The sequence below is a fragment of the Sphingomonas montana genome, assembly GCF_001956315.1.
Classification (GTDB): domain Bacteria; phylum Pseudomonadota; class Alphaproteobacteria; order Sphingomonadales; family Sphingomonadaceae; genus Sphingomonas_R; species Sphingomonas_R montana.
The window spans coordinates 19811-38669 of the sequence record NZ_KV887137.1; the positions used below are offsets into that span (position 1 = coordinate 19811).

At 67.8% G+C, this 18859-nt stretch carries 22 protein-coding genes; 15 read left to right on the plus strand and 7 right to left on the minus strand.

Annotated elements, in window-relative coordinates; all coding sequences use genetic code 11:
- The first annotated feature begins 224 nt into the window (after window positions 1-224).
- The 3 genes from BKY59_RS00595 (at window position 225) to BKY59_RS00605 (ending at window position 3172) form a co-directional block, all read left to right on the plus strand.
- Complete coding sequence (locus BKY59_RS00595; protein ID WP_076068166.1) at window positions 225-1925, plus strand: catalase; 1701 nt, start codon at window positions 225-227, stop codon at window positions 1923-1925.
- A gap of 69 nt (window positions 1926-1994) precedes the next feature.
- Entirely contained in the window at window positions 1995-2561 is a 567-nt protein-coding gene (locus tag BKY59_RS00600) for an ankyrin repeat domain-containing protein (protein WP_083671792.1), read from the plus strand.
- Between the two features lie 407 nt (window positions 2562-2968).
- Window positions 2969-3172 carry a hypothetical protein gene (locus tag BKY59_RS00605; RefSeq protein ID WP_076068167.1) on the plus strand — a complete coding sequence of 68 codons (204 nt, stop codon included), beginning with the start codon at window positions 2969-2971 and terminating at the stop codon, window positions 3170-3172.
- Between the two features lie 15 nt (window positions 3173-3187).
- On the opposite strand, the gene BKY59_RS00610 is transcribed toward BKY59_RS00605, so the two are convergent.
- Window positions 3188-3910 carry a Crp/Fnr family transcriptional regulator gene (locus BKY59_RS00610; RefSeq protein ID WP_240499895.1) on the minus strand — a complete coding sequence of 241 codons (723 nt, stop codon included), beginning with the start codon at window positions 3908-3910 and terminating at the stop codon, window positions 3188-3190.
- Between the two features lie 174 nt (window positions 3911-4084).
- On the opposite strand from BKY59_RS00610, the gene BKY59_RS00615 reads away from it, so the two are divergent.
- The 12 genes from BKY59_RS00615 to BKY59_RS00670 all read left to right on the plus strand — a co-directional run bounded on the left by BKY59_RS00615 (window position 4085) and on the right by BKY59_RS00670 (window position 15006).
- Window positions 4085-4384: a hypothetical protein gene (locus tag BKY59_RS00615; RefSeq protein ID WP_129586140.1), complete on the plus strand. Its 300-nt coding sequence runs from the start codon at window positions 4085-4087 to the stop codon at window positions 4382-4384.
- 136 nt (window positions 4385-4520) lie between these two features.
- Complete coding sequence (locus BKY59_RS18180; protein ID WP_276205469.1) at window positions 4521-4649, plus strand: hypothetical protein; 129 nt, start codon at window positions 4521-4523, stop codon at window positions 4647-4649.
- 196 nt (window positions 4650-4845) lie between these two features.
- Window positions 4846-5631, plus strand: a complete 786-nt coding sequence (locus BKY59_RS00625) for a Crp/Fnr family transcriptional regulator (RefSeq protein ID WP_076068170.1) — start codon at window positions 4846-4848, stop codon at window positions 5629-5631.
- A 125-nt stretch (window positions 5632-5756) separates the two neighbouring features.
- Window positions 5757-6938: an inositol-3-phosphate synthase gene (locus BKY59_RS00630; protein ID WP_076068171.1), complete on the plus strand. Its 1182-nt coding sequence runs from the start codon at window positions 5757-5759 to the stop codon at window positions 6936-6938.
- Entirely contained in the window at window positions 6935-7873 is a 939-nt protein-coding gene (locus tag BKY59_RS00635; protein WP_240499896.1) for an HD domain-containing protein, read from the plus strand. The genes BKY59_RS00630 and BKY59_RS00635 overlap by 4 nt, the downstream gene beginning before the upstream one ends.
- Window positions 7874-7905: 32 nt before the next feature.
- Window positions 7906-8976, plus strand: a complete 1071-nt coding sequence (locus BKY59_RS00640; RefSeq protein WP_076068204.1) for a class I SAM-dependent methyltransferase — start codon at window positions 7906-7908, stop codon at window positions 8974-8976.
- Complete coding sequence (locus BKY59_RS00645) at window positions 8976-9971, plus strand: Gfo/Idh/MocA family protein (RefSeq protein ID WP_076068173.1); 996 nt, start codon at window positions 8976-8978, stop codon at window positions 9969-9971. The genes BKY59_RS00640 and BKY59_RS00645 overlap by 1 nt, the downstream gene beginning before the upstream one ends.
- Window positions 9962-10777, plus strand: a complete 816-nt coding sequence (locus BKY59_RS00650; protein WP_076068174.1) for an MBL fold metallo-hydrolase — start codon at window positions 9962-9964, stop codon at window positions 10775-10777. Before BKY59_RS00645 ends, BKY59_RS00650 begins: the two co-directional genes overlap by 10 nt.
- Entirely contained in the window at window positions 10774-12282 is a 1509-nt protein-coding gene (locus tag BKY59_RS00655; protein WP_076068175.1) for a YcaO-like family protein, read from the plus strand. The genes BKY59_RS00650 and BKY59_RS00655 overlap by 4 nt, the downstream gene beginning before the upstream one ends.
- Window positions 12279-13109, plus strand: a complete 831-nt coding sequence (locus tag BKY59_RS00660; protein ID WP_076068176.1) for a sugar phosphate isomerase/epimerase family protein — start codon at window positions 12279-12281, stop codon at window positions 13107-13109. Before BKY59_RS00655 ends, BKY59_RS00660 begins: the two co-directional genes overlap by 4 nt.
- The gene (locus tag BKY59_RS00665; RefSeq protein WP_076068177.1) at window positions 13106-14323 is read left to right on the plus strand and encodes a glycosyltransferase family 4 protein; all 1218 of its coding nucleotides are present in this window, start codon (window positions 13106-13108) and stop codon (window positions 14321-14323) included. Before BKY59_RS00660 ends, BKY59_RS00665 begins: the two co-directional genes overlap by 4 nt.
- On the plus strand, window positions 14320-15006 hold the full coding sequence (locus BKY59_RS00670) for a PIG-L deacetylase family protein (protein WP_076068178.1): 687 nt from the start codon (window positions 14320-14322) through the stop codon (window positions 15004-15006). The genes BKY59_RS00665 and BKY59_RS00670 overlap by 4 nt, the downstream gene beginning before the upstream one ends.
- Window positions 15007-15045: 39 nt before the next feature.
- On the opposite strand, the gene BKY59_RS00675 is transcribed toward BKY59_RS00670, so the two are convergent.
- From BKY59_RS00675 to BKY59_RS17185, 6 genes are all read right to left on the minus strand, one after another.
- Window positions 15046-15924, minus strand: coding sequence for a hypothetical protein (locus BKY59_RS00675; protein ID WP_076068179.1), 879 nt, complete (start codon window positions 15922-15924; stop codon window positions 15046-15048).
- A 42-nt stretch (window positions 15925-15966) separates the two neighbouring features.
- Complete coding sequence (locus BKY59_RS17550) at window positions 15967-16140, minus strand: hypothetical protein (RefSeq protein ID WP_165374774.1); 174 nt, start codon at window positions 16138-16140, stop codon at window positions 15967-15969.
- The gene (locus BKY59_RS00680; RefSeq protein ID WP_076068180.1) at window positions 16137-17669 is read right to left on the minus strand and encodes a PAS domain S-box protein; all 1533 of its coding nucleotides are present in this window, start codon (window positions 17667-17669) and stop codon (window positions 16137-16139) included. The genes BKY59_RS17550 and BKY59_RS00680 overlap by 4 nt, the downstream gene beginning before the upstream one ends.
- Window positions 17670-17673: 4 nt before the next feature.
- A complete protein-coding gene (locus BKY59_RS00685) occupies window positions 17674-18042 on the minus strand; it encodes a CsbD family protein (protein ID WP_240499897.1) in 369 nt (122 codons plus the stop codon).
- Window positions 18043-18076: 34 nt separating this feature from the next.
- Entirely contained in the window at window positions 18077-18406 is a 330-nt protein-coding gene (locus tag BKY59_RS00690; RefSeq protein ID WP_076068181.1) for a hypothetical protein, read from the minus strand.
- Between the two features lie 115 nt (window positions 18407-18521).
- Window positions 18522-18701, minus strand: a complete 180-nt coding sequence (locus BKY59_RS17185; RefSeq protein WP_129586142.1) for a hypothetical protein — start codon at window positions 18699-18701, stop codon at window positions 18522-18524.
- Between the last annotated feature and the right edge of the window lie 158 nt (window positions 18702-18859).

The following is an 18859-nucleotide window of genomic DNA, read 5'->3' on the forward strand; positions in this document are numbered from 1 at the left end:
ATCTGGCGCTTCCTCAGCGGCCCCGCCTAACCGGAAAGTGTTGATAAACCGTTGTGCCGGCGGGCCGCCCGGCCGTGCGCGGGGCGGGTGACCGATCGGATGGGTCGATCACCCTGACCGATAACCCCGGTTTGGCAGTTGTCCGCCCTTCGGTCAGGAGGCGGCGCTGTCGCGTATCGCGCACACCGGCCGCAGAGGTGGCCCGTGACGACCAAGGGGTTCAGATGAGAAATATGACCAGCCGCCATCCGTTGGCAGCGATGCTGCTGACCGCCGGATCGGCGATCGCGATCGTTCAGCCGTCGACCGCGCAGACGGTGACGCCCGCCGAGACGCAGGCCGAAACCCGCATGTCGACCGCGGCCGCACCCGTCGGTGCCGGCAAGCCGGCCGCCGCGCAGGCCGGCGTCGCCGGCACGGTGGAGGCGCGCGGCGATGCCGGCAGCGCCGCCGCACCGCAGATGACCCGCGACAACGGCGCGCCGATCGGCGAGAACCGCCATTCGAAGGCGGCGGGCGACCTTGGCCCGGTCCTGATCGAAGACACCACGCTGATCGAGAAGCTGGCGCGTTTCGACCGCGAGCGGGTGCCCGAGCGTGTCGTGCATGCCCGCGGCACCGGCGCGCACGGTGTGTTCACCGCGACGGCCGACCTGTCCGGCATTACCAATGCATCGCTGTTCGCGACGGGCAAGCAGACCCCGGTGTTCGTGCGCTTTTCCACCGTGATCCATCCGTCGGGCAGCCCGGAAAGCCTGCGCGATCCGCGCGGCTTCGCGACCAAATTCTACACCGACCAGGGTAACTGGGATCTGGTCGGCAACAACCTGCCGATCTTCTTCATCCGCGATGCGATCCAGTTTCCGGACATGATCCATGCGCTGAAGCCGTCGCCGGTGACGAACAAGCAGGATCCGAACCGGTTCTTCGACTTCTTTTCCGCCACGCCGGAAGCGACGAACATGCTGGCGCATGTCTATTCGAACCTGGGCACCCCCGCATCGTACCGCACGATGGACGGCAACGGCGTGCATGCGTTCAAGCTGGTGAACGCACAGGGGGAGACGGTGTTCGCCAAGTTCCGCTGGATCAGTCGGCAGGGCGTACGAAACCTGAACGGCGCGCAAGTCGCGATCGCGGGCTGGAACTACCTGACCGACGACCTGTACGGCGAGATTGCGAAGGGCAATTTCCCGACCTGGGACCTGATGGTACAGACCATGAAGGCGTCCGAATTCGGCAGGCTCGACTATAATCCGTTCGACGATACCAAGGAGTGGCTGAACGTGCCGTTCCGCAAGATCGGCGAGATGACGCTGAACAAGGTGCCGACCAACTTCTTCGAGTATACCGAGCAGTCGGCATTCGCGCCGGCCAACCTGGTGCCGGGGATCGAGGCGTCGCCCGACCGCATGTTGCAGGGGCGGCTATTCTCCTATTCGGATACGCAGCGGTACCGGATCGGTGCCAATGCGATGCAGCTGCCGGTCAACCGGCCGCTGGCGCCGGTCGTCAACAACAATCAGGACGGCCAGCTCGACCGCGATAACCGGACGTCGGACGTGAATTACTTCCCGGCCGCGACCGCCGCGAAATCGACCGCGGCGCGGTTCCGCGCGTCCCGCTACGCCGTCGACGCGACGGTCGATGCCGTGCCGATCGCCAAGACCGACAATTTCGCGCAGGCCGGCGCATTCTACCGGGCGCTGAAGCCGCAGGACAAGGCGGACCTAGTGACCAACCTGGCAGGCGATCTGAACGTCGTCACCGCCGCGCGGACCAAGACGATCATGGTCAGCTATTTCTACCAGGCGGACCGCGATTTCGGCGCGCGGCTGGCGACGGCGGTCGACGTGCCGCTGGCGGAGGTCGCGCGCGCGGTGCGCGATTACCGCGCCGCCAACCCGGGCCAGTCGGCCCGCTGACGGTCGGGGCCGGGGTGCGGGTCGTCCGCATCCCGGCGCTGTCGTGCTTCCAGATGATCGGGACCGCTGATGCTGACTTTCCTTGCCGCCCTGTTGATGGCGACCGCCGCGCCGGGCGCACCCGCCACACCGCCCGCCGCACCCGCGACGCTGCCGTCGCCGGAGCGGCGCCAGCAATTGCTGTTCGAGGCCGCGCGGCTGGGACGGGCGGACCTGATCGGTCCGCTGGTGAAGGCCGGGGCGGATATCGACAGCCGGGACGATCGGGGTTTCACGCCGTTGATCCTGGCCGCATATAACGGCCAGCTTGCGACCGTGGACGCGCTGATCGCCAGGGGCGCCGACGCCTGCCGCCCGGACCGCGACCAGGGCAATACCGCGCAGATGGGCGTGGCCTTCAAGGGTGAGGACGCGATCGCGGCACGGCTGCTGAAGGCGGGATGCGACGTGAACGCGCGCAACAATGCCGGGCAGACCGCACTCATGATGGCGGCGCTGTTCAACCGGACGAAACAGGTCGAGATGCTGCTTGCCGCCGGGGCCGACCGGGCGATCCGCGATGCGGCCGGCCGGTCGGCAAGCTCGGTCGCTGCCGATCAGGGGAATGCACCGATGGCGGACCGGGTGCGGCGGTGACACCGTTCGGTCCATTCGACAATGGCGCGCCATGATGCCCTGCCGAGCCTGTTCCACGGCAGACGGGCGGGCGCCACGCGGACGACCGACTCGACCGCGCTTGTCCCAGGGCAGGTCCAGATCGTGATAGATCGAGAGCGCGGTCAGCCCCTGCGGCCTAATCCCCGGGGTTACCGGGCATGGAAGTGCCTGCAGCAAGTCGGTTGCCACTTGGGCGGCTTAGGTCTTTCTGAAAGATTCGCATCAACATATATCAATGTAATTAGCGATTACCGACGATACGCATGCGATCTTGATTGCAAGTTCGCCGTGTTCCGAATTTTTAAATTCCGATTTACTTATCCACGTCAATGTATCGATCGATAAATCAAGTAATTCAAGAATACCTAACCGGAGGGAGTGTCTTCATGGTCGAGCAACACGGTAGCGCATATCATCTTCGTCGGTATTTCGAGGAACTGGACCGGGCGAAAGCAGCAACGTGCGACGAAAGCCACTTTGCGCACGTCAACCTGGCGGTGCTGCATCAGCATGCCGCGTCCGCGCACATGATGGGCGGCGACGGAACGTGGAACGATCCGCGACCGACCGGGACGACCACGCCGGCCTAGTCGCGATCGACGGCCTCAGCTGGGTGTACGTAGCCGGCGATGAAGGTAGTTTTCGTCGAAGCCCGCAATCTGGGCGAGCAGCACCGGGTTGACGATGACCATGCTGCCGCGCTTGACCGACATCGCGGCCTGCGACCGGAGATCCTTCAGGACACGGTTGATGTGGACCGGCGTCATGCCGAGCGCGTCCGCCAGAATAATCTGCGACAGCGGAAGCTCGAACTCGGTGGTCAGCACCAGTCCGATCCGGCTGGCGCGTAGATAGAGTTCGCACATCAGATGCGCGACGCGTTCGATGCTGGTGCGGCGGCCCATGCTGACGATCCAGGCGCGCAGGGTGCCTTCGTCGGTCAGTTGCGCGCGGTACATCGCCTTCTGGATGTTGCGATGCCGATCGAGCAGGCCGTCCATGTCCGGGCTGGGGACGGTCGCGATGCGGGCGGGCGTCACCGTCTGGATGCTGTGGTCCATCTGCGCCAGCATGCCGACATGCAGGTCGCAGCAATCGCCCGGCATCAGGAAGGCGGTGATCTGCCGCGTGCCGTTCGGCAGGATCTTGTAGCGTTGCGCCCATCCTTCCAGCACCACGATGACGTGTGTGGGCGGATCGCCTTCACGGATCAGGTCCGTCCGCGCCGGTACACGCCGGTACGCGGCACTGATCCGTTCCAGGGCAGCGATATCATCGACCGACAACGGTCCGAAATCCTGCAGCTTCTTGATGAATCGGTTCAGCACGAGGGCCGTCTAATCACACATGCGGGAAATATAAATTGTTATGGTATATTGTCTAAAGTTAATATCGATGGGCTCCAATGCTGATCGGGTATCCAGGTCTGTCATCATTCAAACGTTCAGCAGGTGTTGATGATTGTGGAATAGCGCGCTCCGCTTGCCTCCGAAAGCAATTTTATGCCCAGTGACACCGCTTTCCAGGATACCCGGCGCATGCCTGCGCAGGAAGGCGAAGCGTCGAACCGCGTCGAATTGCCGATCGCTAGAAGGCCGACCCATCGTGTCGCGTCGGCCGGAAGAGCGACCGCGCGGGGCGCGCTGCAGATCGCCAACGCCGCGGTCGAGGTCCAGCCGGAGCGGAATAGCGATCAAGCCCGCACGGCGGGCGCGGGTTCGACGCAACTATCTGACAGGATTACAACGAACATGGCGCGGGACGTAGCGGAAAAAACCGCCGGGCCATTTAACCTGGATTAATACTGTATACGGAAGGAAGAGTAGGCTGCGATTGCGGCGGTCCGTATGTCCGCGAGCGGTACGGGGTTGTCCGATGGTAGAGGTTTCCGAGGCGGGCGACGGCGCTCTTACCATCGCGACGAGCGATACGCATGTCATGCTGTCCGGCATGCCGGGGCCAATCATTGCCCTGCCGCCGGAAGAAGCCGTGCGGATATCGGAAGAAATCCTGCAGGCGGCCATCATGCTGGTCGGGCAAAAAGCCTGGGACAGGCCGCGCCACTAGCCACAGGAGCGCAAGGAGTTCGGAGCGAACCGCCGCACGGTATTCCCTTCGAAGCCGCGGTGCGGGGCGTTTCCACTGCGCCCGACAGGTCGCCCTAGACGGGCGTTTCCCGCGGGAATCGTCATGCGCCGGCGGACGGACGCGTGCGCGTCCAGAAAAGAGTCGCTTTGCACGTTGGCGTCGATATGGCGTTGTCATGACTGTGGAGAGTCCGCTTGAAGCCCGCCTGTCGCAGCATCTGCTGCTGACCTATGCGGAACGTGACGCGCTGCGCTGGCTCGAACGGCGCGAACGGGTTTTTCGCGCGGGCGACGTGATCGTCAACGAAGGCGAGGAAAACGACCGGCTCTATGTCGTCGCCAGCGGCTGGCTGCACGGATCGGTGCGGCTGAAGGGCGGCGGGCGGCAGGTCCTGCGTTTCTATTTCGTGGGCGACCTGACGACCACATTCTCGATCGCGTGGGGGCGCAGTGCCGCCACGCTGACCGCCGTAAGTGCGACGATGCTGTACGAGATGCCGCGGCAGGCGTTCGGCCGGCTGTTCCGCGACCATCCCCGGCTGGGCGCGCTGCTGTACGCGGTGAGCGCATCGGAACATGTCGCGATGGCGGACCGGCTGACGTCGGTCGGGCGCACCGACGGCATCACGCGGATCGCCACGCTGCTGCTCGATATCCGGTCGCGGTTGCGGGTCATGGACGGGATGGACGGCGCCACGTTCGAACTGCCGCTGACGCAGCAGGATCTGGGCGATGCGGTCGGGCTGACCAAGACGCATGTCAGCCGGTCGTTGAAGGCGCTGGCGGAAACCGGGCTGGTCGAGCGCGTCGGCAAGGTCATCCGCATCAACGATGTCGAACGGCTGGCGCAGATGGTCGATTTCCAGGACCGGCACAGTCATGTCGCCACTGACTGGCTGCCGCCCACGGGCACGATCGGGGCGATCGGTGACATGGATCATGCGATCCTGGCCACCAAGTGAACCTATGTAACCGGCCACCCGGCTTATTTCCGGATCATGCGTCATTCGCGACGAAATAGTCGCAAAACAGGTCATGGTCCGCCCTCGAAGCCGCCCTGACCGGGCCGGCGAGTAGGGAATTTGCAATGGCGGAGCGGCTGGGCGTAGCGATCGTGGGCGTGGGTGGGGCGGTTGCCACCACCGCGATCGCCGGAATCGAACTCATCAAGGCGGGATCGAACAGTTTCCAGGGGTTGCCGCTGGCCGACCGCGACGTGGCCGGGATGGTCGCGTATCGCGACATGGTGTTCGGCGGCTGGGACCTGGCCGATGACACGCTGGGCGCCTGCGCGCTGCGCCACGGCGTGATCGGTGAGAAGGAACTGGCGGACGGTGCAGCGACGCTGAACGACATGCGCCCCTGGAAGGCCGTGGGCAGTACCGGCCACTGCGCCAATATCGACGGCCGCAACAAGATGGAAAGCGGACACCGCGCCGCGGTGCGGCAGATCCAGGAGGATCTTCGCCGGTTCAAGGAGGAGAAGGGGCTCGACCGCGTCGTGGTGATCAACCTGGCCTCGACCGAGCGGATGCCGGGCGCAAGCGACGAAGCGCTGCAGTCGCGCGAGGCGTTCGAACGCGGGCTGGATGCGGATGACGGCGCGATCAGCCCGGCGATGCTCTATGCCTATGCATCGATCGACGCAGGCACGCCCTATGCCAATTTCACGCCGTCGGTGGCCGCCGACGTGGCACCGCTCGCGCAGTTCGCGGCGGAACGCAACGTCCCGGTCGCAGGCAAGGACGGCAAGACCGGCCAGACGTTCATCAAGACGGTGATCGCACCCGCGCTGCGCGACCGTGCGCTACATGTCGACGGCTGGTTCTCCACCAACATCCTGGGCAATTCGGACGGGCTGGCGCTGGACGATCCGAAGTCGCTGGAAAGCAAGCTGGGCACCAAGGGCAGCGTGCTGGATTCGATTCTGGGCTATCCGGTCGAGGATCATATCGTGATGATCCATTATTACCGGCCGCGCGGCGACGACAAGGAAGCGTGGGACAATATCGACCTGACCGGCTTCATGGGCCAGAAGATGCAGCTGAAGCTGAATTTCCTGTGCAAGGATTCGATCCTGGCGGCCCCGTTGGCGATCGAGATCGCACGATGCCTGGACCTGGCGCAGCAGCGTGGGGACGGCGGCGTGCAGGAGCAGATGGGGCTGTTCTTCAAGCTGCCGCAGATGACCGGCGACCGCGCGCCGGTGCACGGTTTCCCGGAACAGCAGCTGATCCTGGATCGCTGGCTGGGCGATACGCAGGCGTGAGCGGCGGCCGATCCCCGGCGATGCTGTCCCCGGCGGCGCTGCCGTTCTTCCGCGAACTGGGCGACCTGAAGCGCATCCATTCGGCATGCGCGGCGGGATCGATCGCGGAACGGCTGTTCCGTGACGGCTGGGCGGCGCTGGTCGATGGGCAGGCGCCGGCGGACGTGATGAAACAGGTCGTGGCGGCCGCGCTGGTGGCGGCGCGGCTGGGCGATCTGGATCTGGCGACGTTGCGGGCGCTGGGGGCGGGCGACCAGGCGGTGGTGATCCTGAACCGCAGCTTCGACGAGGTGACCGGGGACATGGACCCGGGGCTGCGCGCCCGGTTGCGCGGGGCGCTGTCGTCCGGGCGGCCGGCGGTCGGCCCGGATGCAGCGGACGTTCCGGCGTTCGTCGACAAGCTGGCGCGCCAACCGCGGGCGGGGGTGACCTGTCCCGGCCAGCCGCGGATCATGTTGCAGCCGGCCGAGAACCATGCCGAGCACTGCCTGATGGTGGCGGTGTACGGCGTGGTGGCAAGTCCGTGGTACGGGGCAGATCCGGTCGCGGTGTTCCTTGCCGGGATGGCGCATCACCTGCACAATGCCGACATGCCGGACAGCGGCTATTCGGGTGAGATGCTGCTGGGCGACATGCTCGATACGGTCATCGTGCAGGCCCGCGAGGCGGCCTATCGCGAACTGGCCGACGTGCCGGAACTGGCGGCGGCGGTGCGTGCCGCACTGGCGCCGATCGGTGGGGACGAGACACCGGAGGCGCGCGCGTTCCATGTCGCGGACGTGCTGGACCGCGTGCTGGAGATCGAACAGCATACCCGCGCGGGGCGACTGACGATGGGCGTTGTGCTGGACGATTACGGGCTGGTCCATGACGGCCCGGTCAAGGCATTCCACGACGAGATACTCGCGACGACCGGCCTGTCGGGTCGGGCGTGAGCTTCCGTTCGCCGCTGACCGGTCGGGCCCTGATGCCCGATACGCCCCATTCGCTGGCGGCACCGGGAGAACGCTGGCCGGTGGTGGACGGCATTCCCTATCTGCGGGTGGAAAGCGAGGGACTGGTGGCGGTGGCGCTCGATCATCTCGACGCCGGATGCCCGGACGATGCGCTGGTCGCGCTGCTGACCGATCAGGACGCGTGGTGGACGGGGCCGGCGACCGACCTGCGCGAATTGAAGCGGCTGGTGCGCGAGCGCGACATGCTGTCGCTGCGCGAGGCGATGGCGCTGTTGCGGATGGGGCCGGTGGCGGATTATTTCGCCTATCGCTGGAGCGACCCGACCTATCTGGCCGGGCTGGCGCTGATCGAGGCGCATTGGGCGGAACCCTATGCTGCGTTCGAACTGGCGTGCGGGATCGGCCATTATCTGCGCGACCTGGGCGCGCGCGGCGTGGCGTGTATGGGGGCGGACGTGGTGTTCGCCAAATGCTGGCTGGCCAGGCATTGGGTCGCGCCGCTGGCCGACTATGTCGTGTTCGATGCGGCGGCGACGTGGCCGATCGCGGATGCGCGGTTCGACCTGACGATGTGCCACGACGCCTTCTATTTCCTGCCGGAACAGGCGCGGGTCGCAGAGCAGTTGCGCGACGTGACGGCGGACGCCGGAGTGCTGGCGATCAGCCATCTGCATAATGCCGGGTATCGCGGCGGGGCGAAGGGGCCGGCACGTTCGGCGGCGGACTGGGCCGCGCTGTTTCCGGATGCGGTCGTGCATGACGAGGCGGCTTTGCTGGGCGCGCTGATGGAACGGAGCGTGCCGGTGGCGGTCGGGTGGCGGGACGACCCGGCGGTGGAGGCCTGGTCGCTGATCGAGGGTGGGCCGGCGCCGCGTGCCGTGGTGAACGGCCTTGCCATGCCGATGCCGGACGCGGTGTTGCGGCCGAACCCGTTGCTGGCGGGCGATGGCGTGCGCTGGCCGTCCGACCTGTACCGTGACGAATATGGCGCGGGATGCCTGTGGGCGCAGGACGATGCGACCCTGCCGACGGCGGACCCGGTGCGCCTGCGCCGCATGGTCGACCTGCCGGAGCGCTGGTGATGCGCTGGGGCATAGCGGGTTATGGCTGGGTGGCGCGCGACCATATGGCGCCCGCGATCCGCGCGGCGGGCGGCACCGTGACGGCGGTGGCCGACCCCAGCCCGCATGCCCGCGCGCTGGCGGAGGCGGCCGGACTGGTCGCGTTCGGCACCGCGGAGGCCATGCTGGCATCCGGTCTGTGCGATCTGCTGTATGTGGCCACGCCGAACGATGCGCATGTCGGGCCGGTGCGCGCAGCCGCCGGGGCGGGGGTGCCGGTGCTGTGCGAGAAGCCGATCGCCGCGACGCTGGGCCAGGCCGAGGCGCTGGCCGGGGCGGTGGCGGGCGGCGTGCTGTACGGCACGGCATTCGACCAGCGGCATCATCCGGCGCACCGTGCGATGGCGGATGCGATTGCGGGCGGCGACATCGGGCGGCCGGTTGCGGTGCGGATCGTCTATGCGTGCTGGGTCGCGCCGGACTGGACCCCCGACGGCAGCGAGCACGACAATTGGCGGGCGGACCCGGTGCGCGCGGGCGGCGGCGCGGTGATCGATCTGGCGCTGCACGGGCTGGACCTGGCGGAACGGTTGCTGGCCGAGCCGCTGACCGACCTGAACGTGATGCTGCAACGGCGGATCCATGCCTATCCGGTGGACGATGGCGGGATGCTGACCGGCCGGACGGCGGCCGGCGTGCTGTTCCAGAGTCATGTCGCCTATAATTGCGCGGAGGTGCTGCCCCGCCGTCGGCTGGAGGTGCTGGGCGAAAGCGGCCTGCTGATCGCGATCGACACAATGGGGCAGACCGCGGGCGGCACGCTGACCCGCCGGTGCGCCGCGAGCGGGACCGAGACGGCGGTGCCGTTCGACGCCGCGACATCGCCGTTCGCCGCACAGGCCGCCGCTTTCATGGCCGCGGCGCGGGGGGACGCCCATGATTTCTCGATGCCGCGCGACCTGGCGTTGATGCGGCTGTTCGATCGCGCTTATCAGGAGGCCCGGACGTGGCTTTGAGTATGTTCGCCTGCGGCAATTGCGGGTTCTGGCAACGCCATTTTGCGCCGCCCGATTGCCCGGTGTGCACCGACGTGCGCAACGACCTGCCCGAGGACGGCTGGCGGTTCCTGGCCGAGCCGGAGGTTGCGGCCCATCATGGCGGGGACGCGCGGGAAGTGGCGCCCGGCCTGTGGGCGTTCACCACGACGCCGGCGCTGGGGCTGGCCGGCACCGGCTGGCTGATCGTGCGCGACGGCGGGAACATCGCGTTCGAGGCGGCGCCCTATTATTCCGACGCGATGCTGGACCGGATCGCGCAGCTGGGCGGCATCGCGTTCCTCGCGGCCAGCCATGCGCATGGCTATGGCGCGCTGTTCCAGCTGCAACGCCGGTTCGACCCGGCGGTCGTCGCGATCCAGAAGGACGACCTGCGCATGACCAAGGCGTTCCGCGTGACGGTGCCCTATGACGAGGCACTGGAACTGGAACCCGGTTACACGCTGCATCATGTCGGCGGGCATTATGAAGGGCAGGCGTGCCTGCACGATGCGCCCGGCCGGCGACTGTTCTGCGGCGACATGTTCAAGATCGACCAGGATGCGGACGGCCGGTCGACCGCGATTTCGAGCCACAAGGCGTTCCACAAGGATATTCCGCTGACCCATGCCGAACTGGCGCAGTACCGCGCCGCGATCGCTCCGTTGGCATTCGACGCCGTGCTGACCCCCTTCGAATATGCGCCGGAGGTGGACCGGACGGTCGCGCTGGCCGCACTGGACGACGGGCTCGCACGAATGCCGGGCGTGCGGAGGCTGGGGCTATGAGGTCGGGGCTGCGATCAGGGTTGCCCGGCGGCCTGGGTGCTGCGGCGCACCGCTATCTCGATGCGTTTCCGGCCGGTGACGTGGTCGCGTTCCCGATCGATCCGCTGGACCGGCTGGGCCTGCCGGTGTGGGTGGTGGCGCTGTTCCCCGAGGATCCGGCGCTGGCCGGGATCATGCCGTACGGCGTGGGATATGGCGCGACCGAGGAAGCCGCCGTGCTCGGCGGGCTGGGCGAGATCGCCGAGATGGTGTGGCCGACGCTGACGCTGGGCACGCGCGCCAAGACGCAGGGCAGCTACACCGCGCTGGTGGCGAGCCTGGGCGAGCGGGCGGTGGCCGATCCGCTGACGTTGTGCCTGCCGGCCGGATCCGCGGTCGGGCGCGATACGGTGCTCGACTGGGTGGCGGCCAAGCGCTGGGCCGATGGATCGACCGTGCTCGTGCCGATCGACCTTGCGGCCTATTCTGCCAAGGAACTGGCGCCGGGATACCGGCCGTTCACGACGATCATCTCGAACGGGATGGGGGCGGGACCGGACCTGGACTGGGCGGTGGGCCACGGACTGTGTGAGATATTGCAGCGCGACGGCAACGGGCTGCTGTTCCGCGCGCTCGATCAGGGCGTGATGCTGGACCTTGATGGCGCATTGCCGCCCTCCACGATGGCGATCCTCGATCGGTTCGCGGCAGCCGGCATCCGCGCGATGCCGAAATTCGCCACCGACCAGTTCGGGTTGCCGAACCTGTATTGCGTCGGGATCGACGAGGCGGCACCGCCAACAGCGCCGATCATGGTCACCGCATGCGGCGAGGCGTGCCATGCCGACCGGGTGCAGGCGCTGGAAAAGTGCCTGACCGAATATGCGGCGAGCCGGGCGCGCAAGGCGTTCGCGCACGGCCCGGCCGAACTGGTCGCCCGCGTCGCGCCGGACGGCTATGTCCGGCGGTTCCTGGCCCAGGCGGGCGGCGCGGCGAAATCGAGCGATACGCGCGCATTCGACGCGATGCGCGACTGGACCGGGCGGGATGCCGCGACCCTGCGCGACTGGCTGGCCGACAGCGTGCTGTGCGAACGGACGACCCACCGGTTCGACGCGTTGCCGACGCAAGCGGCGGCGGACGGCCATGCGCGCGCCGCCCGCGCCCGCGCGGCCGTGGAGGCGGCGGGGTTCGACATCCTGTATGTCGACATGTCGCCGCCGGACGGGTCGGTCACCGTCGTGAAGGTGATCGTGCCGGGCATGGAGGTGGAGACGATGAGCTACTACCGGATCGGCGCGCGCAACACCGAGAAACTGCTGGCGATGGATTCGCCGCTGGTCCGGTTCGGCGCGGCGACCGACCGCTTGCGGCCGATCCGGCTGACCCCGGCCGAGGCCGAGCGGCTGGGTCATCCGCTGTTCGATACGGGTGCGGCGGACGCGATCGTCGGGCCGCTCTATCCGTTGTACCGCGAGCCCGAGGCGCATCATGTCGCCGCGGTGGCGCAGGAGGGCGGGCGATGACGCTGCGCTACGCGTATAATACCAACGGGGCGGCCAATCACCGGCTGGACGACGCACTGCGGCTGATCGCGGATGCGGGCTATGACGGGGTGGCGCTGACGCTGGACCATCATCACCTCGATCCGTTCGCCGATGGCTGGACGCGGGAGGCAGAGCGGGTGGCCGCGCTGTTGCAGGCGTTGCGGCTGGGCAGCGTCATCGAGACGGGCGCGCGCTACCTGCTCGACCCGCGCGACAAGCATGAGCCGACGCTGGTGTCGCGCGACGCGGACGGCCGCGCGCGGCGGGTGGCGTTCCTGTGCCGCGCGCTGGACATCGCGGCGATGCTGAACAGCGAGACGATGTCGTTCTGGGCCGGCGTGCCGAAGCCGGATGTCGATGCAGAGCAGGCGCGCGAATGGCTGGACGACGGGCTGGCGCGCGTGCTGGACCATGCGGAGGCGCGAGGGGTGGAGGCGAGTTTCGAGCCCGAACCGGGCATGCTGATCGAGACGGTCGACGAGTATGCCGCGCTGGCGGAACGGCATCCGCGGCTGCTGCTGGCGCTGGACACCGGGCATTGCCTGGTGACGCAGGATATCGCGCCCGACGTGGCGGTCCGGCGCTATGCCGACCGGATCGGGACGGTCGCGATCGAGGATATGCGGCGCGGCGACCATACGCATCTGCCGTTCGGGCAGGGCGACATGGACATGCCCGCAGTGCTGGAGGCGCTGGAGGAGATCGGGTTCGCCGGCCTCGTCTGCGTCGAGCTGTCGCGCGAAAGCCCGCGCGCGCATGCCGCCATCCCGGAATCGATCGCCTATCTGCGCAGGATCCTGGCATGAGGATCTGCTTCGTTTCGCGGCGCTTCTTCCCCGCCATTTCGGGCATGTCGATCTATGCGATCAACCTGCTGCGCCAACTGGTCGCGGCGGGGCACGACGTGACGATGATCAGCCAATATTATGGCGATCCGGAACGGCGCAAAGTCTATGGCGGCGGCCCCCCGCCCGCGGTGCCGGGCGTGCGCGTGATCGGGCTGGAAGCGCACGGCGAACAGGCTGGCGGCGATTTCGAACGCGACGTCGAGACGATCGCCGCGACCATCGCGGCGGAACATGCGCGCGCGCCGTTCGACATCCTGCATGCGCAATATGGGTATCCGACCGGCTGGGCGACGCTGATCGCGGCGCAGCGGATCGGCGTGCCGTGCGTCGTGTCGATCCAGGGCGGCGACGGCCATTGGGTCGGATCCTGCTGTTCCACGCACCGCATCGCGATGGAGCGCGTGCTGGACCATGCCGGCGCGCTGCTGATCGGCGGAAGAAGCTTTGCGGGCGAGGTCCAGGCGCGGCTCGGCACGCCGCTGGACCGGTTCACGATCGTGCCGGGCGCGGTCGATACCGACCGGTTCACGCCCGGACCGGGCGGCGACGGCGCGGCCGACGGACCGGTGCGGCTGTTCTATCATGGCCGGGTCGATCGCCGGAAAGGCGTGCTGGACATGCTCCACGCGCTGCCGGACGTAGAGGGCGCTTGGCGCTGCACCGTGTCCGGAATCGGTCCCGATCTGGAACCGGCCAGGGCGCTGGCGGCGGAACTGGGGCTGACGGATCGCGTGACTTTCAGCGGCTATGCCGAATATGACCGGGTATCCGACCTGTACCGCGACCATGACGTGTTCGTTTCGCCGACCTATGCGGAAGGGTTCTCGAATACGATCCTGGAAGCGATGGCGAGTGGCCATGCAGTGTTGTCCTGCCGCTCCGTCGGGGTGGTCGATTGCGTACGGGACGGGGAGAACGGCCTGCTGGTCGAGGCCGGCGACGTGGCGGCGCAGGCGGCGGCGCTGACCCGCCTGGTCAACGACGCAGGGCTGCGCCGGCGGCTGGGCGCGGCCGCGCTCGAGGAGTGCCGGCGTGTCTATAGCTGGCATGCGGTGGGGCGGCAGATCATGGAGATCTACGCGGCGTTGCGCGGCACGACGCCGGCGACCGGAATCTCGGAAAGCATCGCGGTGACGCCGTGCCGGTTCCGCGCCGAGCCGCATCTGTTGTGAGCCATATCGTCGCCATTTCGCCGCATCTGGACGATGCGGCCTTTTCGGTCGGCGGGTTGCTCGCCGCGCGCGCGCGGTCGGGGGACCGGGTGACGATCGTGACGTGCTTCACCGGCAACGTCGCGCAGCCACAGGGGTTCGCGCTGGCGTGCCAGACCGACAAGGGGCTTGGCCCGGATATCGACTATATGGCGCTGCGGCGGGCGGAAGACGACGCCGCCTGTGCGGTGATCGGTGCGGACGCGGTGCATCTCCCGTTCCTGGAGGCACCGCATCGCGGTTATACCAGTGCGGCCGAGCTGTTCGGTTCGCGGCGGCAGGACGACGGCATGGTCGAACCGCTGGCGGCGGCGTTGTCCGAACGGCTTGCCGAGCTTGCGCCCAGCCTATTGCTCGGTCCGCTAGCGATCGGCGATCATGTCGATCACTGGGTCGTGCGCGATGCACTGGCGGCGACCGGGCTGCCATTTCTGTTGTGGGAAGACTGGCCCTATCTGCGCCGGGCGGACACGCGGCCGAATATGGAACCCTTGATCCGCCACGCCCTGACCGACGCCGATCGCGATGCGCGATACGGGATGTGCGCCGCCTATGCGTCGCAGTTGGGGTTCCAGTTCGGCGGCCCGGATGCGCTTGCGCGCCAGACCGCCGAGATCCGGCACGAAAATCTCTACCGCCCGTAAGGGCAGACGGAGCCAGGCGTCGCCGGGCTCCGTACCGGATCAGACCCGGCGGCGCGTTGCGGCGACGGCCCCGAACCCGGCGGCACCGGCCCCGATCAGCAGCGCGATCACGACCATGAAGGACGTGCTGGCGGCGGCGCCGGCGGCGGTGTCGGCCGCGGACTTGGCGGTGGCGATCGTGTCGTTCTTGGTCTTCACGAACTGCGCCTTGGCGCGCGTCACGTCGGCCTGCGCCTCCGAACGAGGAACCTTGCGCTGTGCCGCGACGATATCGACGATGCGGCTTTCGGCCTGGGCACCGTCGGACCCGCCGCGGGCAAGCGCGGGCAGTTCCAGGGCGATTTCCTTCTGCGCCTGTTCCGGCGTCATCTGCGCGGGGTCGGACGGCGCGGTCGACAGATAGGCGGCGGCCTGCTCGCGCACGTCGCCGACATCCACATTGGCGACATCGGCCACCTTGGGTGCGGCGGCCCCGATGCCGGTGCCGGCAGCGGAGGCGACCGAACCGACGGTGCGGAACGCGCCGCCAATGATCCCGCCGACGGCCGAGGTCAGGAGATAGAGGGTGAGGATCAGCGTGACGCCCCACATGACGAGGCCGTGGACGAGCCCGTCGAACCGGTCATGCACGCCTGCGACGCGGGCCGCGGCATAGCCACCGGCACCGAGCGCGGCGATGGTCGTCACGATCCAGTACAGGCCGGCGCCGATGCCGAACCCGGCCGCACCCGGCGTCGTGCCCTCGACCGGATCGACCAGGCTGAGCCCGATGCCGGTGCCGAGGATGCCGAGGACGAGCTGGACCGCGATGGCCAGTACGACGCCGGCGAAGATCGCGCCCCAGGAAATGCGGGGTACGGACGGCACGAGACGGCCGTCTTGGGTCGGCGGGAAGCCGAGTTTGGGATTGGTAGCCATGGTATACTCCTGTTCGTTCTGAAAAATGCCCGGGGGGCGGCGTCAGTCGTCGCCGTCCTTCGGGGTGGGGTGTTTGGTATCGGATTGCCGCGCGCCGGCCTTGCGTTCGCGCGATCCGCGCTTCTCGACGGCGGTGTCGCCGATGATCTTGCCGATCGCCTCCTGCACGGATCCCTTCGCCTGACGGGCGCGGGCCTTGTCTTTTTCGCTCGTCATGCGGCAGTTTCCCGTACGTTTGCGGCACCGACCCGCGGGACCGGCATGGAATCACCGTCGAAGCCGCGGGCGCGTGCCCAGGCAGCGGCGGCGTTGCGGCGGTTGACGCCGATCTTGGAATAGATGCGCGCGACATGGTTGCGCACGGTGTTGCCGGACACGCCCAGCGCGCGCGCGATCGACTTGTCGTCCAGCCCGCGGCAGATGAGCGCCAGCACGTCGCGTTCCCGCGGCGTGAGTTCGTCCAGCCCGACACCCGCCGGTTCGGCCTGCGGCGCACGGATCCGCGCGAGCTTCTCCATGATCGAGCGGCTGAGCCAGCTGGTATCCTTCATCACCGCATCGATCGCGCCCACCAGTTCGCGTTCCGACGCCTTGCGCGTGCTGACGTCGCGCATCGCCCACAGGACGCAATCCTCGTCACCCAGCCGGATTGGTTCGGTCGACACGACGCAGTCGATGACGTCGCCGTCCTTCGGCCGCAGCCGGACTTCCCGGTCGCGGATCGCGCGGCCGGTTTCGATGTCCGCCTCCACCGCGTCGCGCACCGTGGCGGTTTCCCACAGGTCGACCTGACCCAGCGGGCGGCCGATGATGTCGGCGGGGGCATAGCCGGTCAGGCCGGTGAAGGCTTCGTTCACGTCGCACAACCGGTGGCCGTCGCGGGTGCCGATGGCGAGTGCCACGGGCGCCAGCGAGAAGGTCCGCGTGAAGCGCTCCTCGCTCTGGCGCAGCGCGGTTTCGGCCACGCGCCGTGGTTCCAGATCGGCGAAGGTGAACAGCATGCAGGGCTCTTCACCCATCTCGATCGGCTGGCCGGCGACGATGACCAGGCGCGTGCCGCCGTCCGGACGGTCCAGTTCGGCCTCCATCTGCGGGATGGTGCGGCCTTCGGACAACCGTTCCTTTGCCAGTGCGCGCTTTTCCGCACGCGCCAGCACGTCGATATCGTAGACGGTGCGCGACAGGACGCCGTCGCGGTCATGCCCCGTCATGTCGAGGAACCCCTGGTTCACCTTCACGAACCGCAGGTCGGACAGCCGGCAGATGACGGCGGGCGCGGGATTGGCGTTGAACGACTGTTCGAACCGGTCCTCCGCCTCGAACCGCGCCGATACGTCCTGGATGATCATGACGAGGCATTCGGGTTCGTCGGCATCGTTGGTCAGCACCAGGCTGCGGACCTGATGCACCCAGCGCGGGTCGTCCTCGCCCGCCACGGCGACCTCGACCACCACTTCGGAGAACGCCTCGCCCGAGACGACGCGTTCGATCGGGTAGTCCGCGTCGTTCAGCCGGTGATTGTTGCGGTAGCGCAGCTGGAACCGATCGCGATACTCGTCCACCGTGGCGCCGAAATCGGCGACGCTGTCGACGCCGTGCATCGTGAGCGCGGCGTCGTTGGCCCACAGGATGGACTGGTCCGGATCGACCAGGATCACGCCCTCGTCGAGCCCCGCGATGATCTGCCGCAGGTGGCGCAGATCGGCGGAGTCGCGCAGCGACTTCAGGACGGGGGCGGCGCGCATCGCGTCAGGCGTGCCGGCCGTGCAGCAACCAGGCAAGGCCGTAGCCGATCGCCGCCGCGCCCAGTGCCCATAGCAACGGCGAGTCCTCGGCCGATGCCTGGACGGTGCGTGCGCCGCGCCGTGCCGCATCCGCCGCACGATCGGCGGTCTCGCGCGCTTCGTCGCCGATCCGTTCGGCCAGTTCCGGTGCGCCGTCGATCGCATCGCCCAGCGCGGACTTTGCGCGGCCGTACAGGTTCTGCGCCCCGCCCGCGACCTGGTCGACGACGCCGTCGACCTGCCAGTCGCGGCTGTTCACGGTATCGCCGACGGTCTTTTCGACCTTGCCGCCGACATAGCGGACACCGCCCTGGAATTCGTCCTTGTTCATCATGTCTTCCTGTTTGCTGGAGAGGGGCAGCGCCGGATCAGGGCAGCACGTTGCAGGTGGCCGCGGCCTTGCCGACTTCCAGTGCGATCGCCGGATCGCGCAGTTCGGTGGCGACGCGGATCAGATCGGACGGCGTCAGCACGCCGGGCGTCGTGTCACCTTCGCGGTAGGCGGCGGCCGCCTTGCCCAGCCGTTGCAACTGGCCGAGCGACAGCTGCGACTGGAGCCGTCCGCCGACGCAATCGGCGCGCGCGGCGTCGAGCCCGTAACGCTGGAGCCCGGTCGAGATGCGGGTTGCCGGGGCGGCGCATCCGGCGAGGCCGGCCAGCAGCGCGAGTGGCATGACGATGGTCGGAATAGGCTTCATTGGAAGATGCTCCACAAGGGGGCCGAAAATACCATCGCGGCCGAGTAGACCGACAGAACCAGGGTGCGGGTGCGTGGTTCCTGGTATTTAAGCCGGTTCCGCTAGGCCTTTTGTACTAGGATCGCTTTTGAATTCTGGCTTCGTAGAGCCGCGTGAATTGCAGGTGCAGGATCCGGCTGCTGTCGTCTTTCGCTTCCTGTGCGCGTTGTCTGTGCCAGTCGGCGCGGTGCTGCAGATAGGGGTTGTCGTCCCGCTCTTCGTCTTGTGCCGTCACTTCGCTGTCTGCCCCGATCATCCTGGCATCGCCCTCTTCGTGTTGATCGTCCTGCTAGACCGATTCGACGCAAGGCGCGTGATCGGGAAGGACCATGCAATGGGGTAGTTTTGCGGGGGGGCGCAGCATGCAGCGTCCGGAGCGGGCATGGCCCGCTGGTGCGGTCCTTGTGCGCCGGC

Bases quoted from the DNA above. Each gene is read 5' to 3' on its own strand.
- BKY59_RS00615 (WP_129586140.1), top strand. From the start codon at position 4,085: ATGCCCAGTGACACCGCTTTCCAGGATACCCGGCGCATGCCTGCGCAG.
- BKY59_RS00665 (WP_076068177.1), top strand. From the start codon at position 13,106: ATGAGGATCTGCTTCGTTTCGCGGCGCTTCTTCCCCGCCATTTCGGGC.
- BKY59_RS00690 (WP_076068181.1), bottom strand. From the start codon at position 18,406: ATGAAGCCTATTCCGACCATCGTCATGCCACTCGCGCTGCTGGCCGGC.
- BKY59_RS00645 (WP_076068173.1), top strand. From the start codon at position 8,976: ATGCGCTGGGGCATAGCGGGTTATGGCTGGGTGGCGCGCGACCATATG.
- BKY59_RS00625 (WP_076068170.1), top strand. From the start codon at position 4,846: ATGACTGTGGAGAGTCCGCTTGAAGCCCGCCTGTCGCAGCATCTGCTG.
- BKY59_RS18180 (WP_276205469.1), top strand. From the start codon at position 4,521: ATGCTGTCCGGCATGCCGGGGCCAATCATTGCCCTGCCGCCGGAAGAA.
- BKY59_RS00640 (WP_076068204.1), top strand. From the start codon at position 7,906: ATGCCCGATACGCCCCATTCGCTGGCGGCACCGGGAGAACGCTGGCCG.
- BKY59_RS00680 (WP_076068180.1), bottom strand. From the start codon at position 17,669: ATGCGCGCCGCCCCCGTCCTGAAGTCGCTGCGCGACTCCGCCGATCTG.
- BKY59_RS17185 (WP_129586142.1), bottom strand. From the start codon at position 18,701: ATGATCGGGGCAGACAGCGAAGTGACGGCACAAGACGAAGAGCGGGAC.
- BKY59_RS00675 (WP_076068179.1), bottom strand. From the start codon at position 15,924: ATGGCTACCAATCCCAAACTCGGCTTCCCGCCGACCCAAGACGGCCGT.
- BKY59_RS00630 (WP_076068171.1), top strand. From the start codon at position 5,757: ATGGCGGAGCGGCTGGGCGTAGCGATCGTGGGCGTGGGTGGGGCGGTT.
- BKY59_RS00605 (WP_076068167.1), top strand. From the start codon at position 2,969: ATGGTCGAGCAACACGGTAGCGCATATCATCTTCGTCGGTATTTCGAG.
- BKY59_RS00655 (WP_076068175.1), top strand. From the start codon at position 10,774: ATGAGGTCGGGGCTGCGATCAGGGTTGCCCGGCGGCCTGGGTGCTGCG.
- BKY59_RS00600 (WP_083671792.1), top strand. From the start codon at position 1,995: ATGCTGACTTTCCTTGCCGCCCTGTTGATGGCGACCGCCGCGCCGGGC.
- BKY59_RS00595 (WP_076068166.1), top strand. From the start codon at position 225: ATGAGAAATATGACCAGCCGCCATCCGTTGGCAGCGATGCTGCTGACC.
- BKY59_RS00685 (WP_240499897.1), bottom strand. From the start codon at position 18,042: ATGATGAACAAGGACGAATTCCAGGGCGGTGTCCGCTATGTCGGCGGC.
- BKY59_RS00660 (WP_076068176.1), top strand. From the start codon at position 12,279: ATGACGCTGCGCTACGCGTATAATACCAACGGGGCGGCCAATCACCGG.
- BKY59_RS17550 (WP_165374774.1), bottom strand. From the start codon at position 16,140: ATGACGAGCGAAAAAGACAAGGCCCGCGCCCGTCAGGCGAAGGGATCC.